Here is a 3,204-nt window from a genome sequence, read left to right on the forward strand (position 1 = left end):
GGAGATCGCCTCGGGGAACTGCTGCTGGCTGAAGAAGGTATTGCCCAGGTTGTACAGCGCCATCGGATCGAGGGTGGCTTGCGCCGCCGCCAGGGCGCGGCGGTACTCCTCACGCGCCTTGTCCACCTCCCCCTGACGAAAGAGAACATTCCCCAGGTTGTAATGGAGCTGCGGCGAATCGGGCGCCTGGATCTGCGCTTCGGTGTATTTCTTCATCGCCTCGTCGTACTGCTTCTGGCGGTAGAGCCGGTTTCCTTCCTCGTTCTGCGACCGGGCCGAGGCGGCGTGAACCGTGCCGCGTGCGAGCGCCGCCGTCACGAGGCAGGCGACCAGGGAGGCGATCAGGCGCCTCTTCGTCAACGGTTGGAATTCGCTGGCGGATCTCATACGCCCGACCTCCTGCGCGGGAAAAGCCGCGCGCCGATGCCGGCCTCGAGAATCAGCGCGCCGACGGCGGCGGCCAGCGGCAGCTGGTACTGCTCCTCGCGCGTGGTGATGAAGCGCGAGCCAATCTCGCGCTGATCCATGCGCGCGATGCGCTCCTGGATCTCGCGGATCTCGCGCCCTTCCGGGGTGATCGGCAGGTAGCGCCCGCCGGCCGCCTCGGCGATCTCGGCCAGGCTCACCGGATCCAGCCGGGAGGTGACGACGCGCCCCTTGCGGTCCTGCTTGTAGCCGGTCACGGCGCCGTTTTCTCCCCGGACCGGGATGGGAGAGCCGGCCCCGGTGCCTGCTCCGAGAGTATAAATCACCACTCCCTGGCCCGCCGCTTCCTTGGCGGCCGCCAGGGCGTTTCCCTCGTGGCTCTCCCCGTCGGTGATGATGACCAGAACCTTGTAGCGCCGCTCCTTGCTTTCGAAGGCCTCCGTCGTCTTCTTGATCGCCTCGGCGACCGCCGTCCCCGGGACCGGCAGCAGGCCGGGATCCAGGACATCGAGGAAGACCCTCACGGCGGCGTAATCGAGGGTCAAGGGACAGACCACCGAGGCCTCGCCCGCGAAAGCCACCAGCCCGACCCGGTCCCCCTCCAGGGAGTCGAGCAGAGAAGCCACCTCCTCACGCGAGCGCGCGAGGCGGCTGGGCTTGACGTCCTCGGCGAGCATGGAGCTGGAGACGTCGAGCGCGATCATGACGTCGACCCCGCGCCGCCTCACCTCTTCCAGCTTGCGTCCCCACTGCGGGCGCGCCAGCGCCAACGACAGGAACGTCACCCCGAGCAGAAGCAACGCCAGGCGGGTGGCCCAGCGCAGCGGCCCGGGCGCGGCGACCAGCATCGTGATCAGGTCCTCGCGTCCCAGGCGGCGCAGCAGCTGCCGGCGGCGCCAGCGCAACAGCCCGAGGCCGATCCCCAGCAAAGGGACCAGCAGCAGGAGCAGGAGGGCGCGGGGCTCGGCGAAGGGCATATCCGGCTCCTAGGGCAGACGCCGCAGGCGGCTGTTCGCCAGGATCACCTCCCCCAGGAACACGATCGCTCCCGGGATGAGGAAGAAAGGAAACAGCTCGCGGAAGCGGGTGTACTGCTTCACCTTCATCGTGGTCTTCTCCATCCGGTCGATTCTCTGGAAGATCTCGATCAGGCTGCGGGTGTCGGTGGCGCGGAAGTAGAGGCCGTCGGTGGAGGAGGCGATCGACTTGAGGCTCTCCTCGTCGATGTCGGCGGGCAGGTAGACGTAGCGCTTGCCGAACACCGGATCTTCCACCGGATAGGGTGCCTCCCCTTGCGTACCGACGCCGATGGTATAGATCTTGATGCCGAGGGCCTGGGCCAGGGCCGCCCCGGTGGCCGGATCGATCGCCCCGCGGTTGTTGCGCCCGTCGGTCAGCAGAACGATGACCCGGCTCTTGGCGTGCGAGTCTTTGAGGCGGTTCACGGCGGTGGCCAGGCCCATGCCGATGGCGGTGCCGTCCTCCGTACGCGGTGCCAGCTGGATATTGGACAGCAGCGACATGAGCACTCCGTAATCGAGCGTCAGGGGGCAGCGGGTGTAGCTGCGCTCGGCGAAGGTCACCAGGCCGATGCGATCGTTGTGCCGCCCCTGGATGAAGCGCGCCACCGTCTCCTTGGCCACGTGCAGCCGGTTCTTCGGCTTGAAGTCCTCTCCCGCCATGCTCCCCGAGTTGTCCAGGGCCACGACGATGTCGATGCCGTCGGTGAGGATCTCCTCCTCCGTGAAGCCCGACTGCGGACGCGCCAGCGCCACGCACAGCAGCGCCAGGCAGGTCATGCGCAGGGCGAAGGGAAGGTGGCGCAGCCGCAGGCTCCAGGCGGGTCGGATGCGGGCGAAGAAGCTCAGATCGGAGTACTTCAGCGAGGAGCGGCCGCGGCGTTGAAGATAGATGTAGAGCCCCAGCAGCACCGGCAGCGCCAGCAGCAGATAGAGTGCGTGGGGCGACTTGAGCTGCCAGATCATCCGACGCTCTGCACCGGCGCCTCGGCCGGATTGGCAGCAGGCGCGCCTTCCGCCGGTGTCTCCACCAGCTTCGTCAGATCCACCAGGCGGTAGGCCCGGTCGACGCTGCGCCGGATCTCGTCCTCCGCCGGCCGGTACCTGGCGAACTTGACCAGGTCGGTGTGGACGAAGAACTCGCGCGCCGCGGCCAGCGGCTCCGCGCCAATCCGGAAGCGCGTCAGGTCGGCGACGACTTCCTCGCTGGTGCGCTCCAGCGTCTCGAAGCCGAAGCGCAGCGTCAGGTAGCGCTTGACGATCTCGGCCAGCTCCACGTGGAACTCCTTGATCTTGCCGGCGCGGAGCAACGGTCCGGCCAGGAGACGCTGCAGCTCCTGGTAGGCCCATTCGTGCGCCGGGATGGCCGGCACGCTCGGGGCGGCCTCGATCACGGGGGCGGGCTTGCGCCGGCGTCTCCACCAGATCAATCCGGCAATCAGGGCCAGCAGCGCAGCCGCTCCCAGGATCACCAGGGTCCACGGGAAAGGAGGCGCCGGGATCTCCGCGGGCGGCTTCAGATCCGCCGGGGCATCTTTCGGGCTCCGCAGGACCGAGACGATCTCGACGGGCACCGGCTCGGAGGTGGCCGTGCCGCTCCTGGACGGATCGTCCGACCGCCGCCAGGCGACCTGAAACGCCGGCACACGGAGGCTTCCGGTCTCGAAGCCCTGGGCCTGGAACTCGAAAAGGTCCTTGTCCTGCTCCCCTTCCTTGCCGGTGCGCGCCACTGTCTCCAGGACCAGCTTGGAGTCTTCAT

The 3,204-nt window shown here is 68.1% G+C and carries 4 protein-coding genes; all 4 read right to left on the bottom strand.

Translation table 11 applies throughout. From position 1 onward, the window contains the following. Positions 1 to 387: tetratricopeptide repeat protein (locus VFW45_05280; GenBank protein ID HEU5180181.1), on the bottom strand; the 387-nt coding region annotated here is incomplete at its 3' end. Further along, entirely contained in the window at positions 384 to 1,403 is a 1,020-nt protein-coding gene (locus VFW45_05285; protein HEU5180182.1) for a VWA domain-containing protein, read from the bottom strand. The genes VFW45_05285 and VFW45_05280, both read right to left, overlap by 4 nt. Before the next feature lie 9 nt (positions 1,404 to 1,412). Then, on the bottom strand, positions 1,413 to 2,411 hold the full coding sequence (locus tag VFW45_05290) for a VWA domain-containing protein (protein ID HEU5180183.1): 999 nt from the start codon (positions 2,409 to 2,411) through the stop codon (positions 1,413 to 1,415). Next, positions 2,408 to 3,204: LPXTG cell wall anchor domain-containing protein (locus VFW45_05295; GenBank protein ID HEU5180184.1), on the bottom strand; the 797-nt coding region annotated here is incomplete at its 5' end. The genes VFW45_05290 and VFW45_05295, both read right to left, overlap by 4 nt.

Source organism: Candidatus Polarisedimenticolia bacterium (genome assembly GCA_035764505.1).
Taxonomy (GTDB): Bacteria; Acidobacteriota; Polarisedimenticolia; order Gp22-AA2; family AA152; genus AA152.

Excerpts from the sequence above, each read along its gene's own strand:
- VFW45_05290 (HEU5180183.1), bottom strand. The coding sequence starts at position 2,411 with ATGATCTGGCAGCTCAAGTCGCCCCACGCACTCTATCTGCTGCTGGCG.
- VFW45_05285 (HEU5180182.1), bottom strand. The coding sequence starts at position 1,403 with ATGCCCTTCGCCGAGCCCCGCGCCCTCCTGCTCCTGCTGCTGGTCCCT.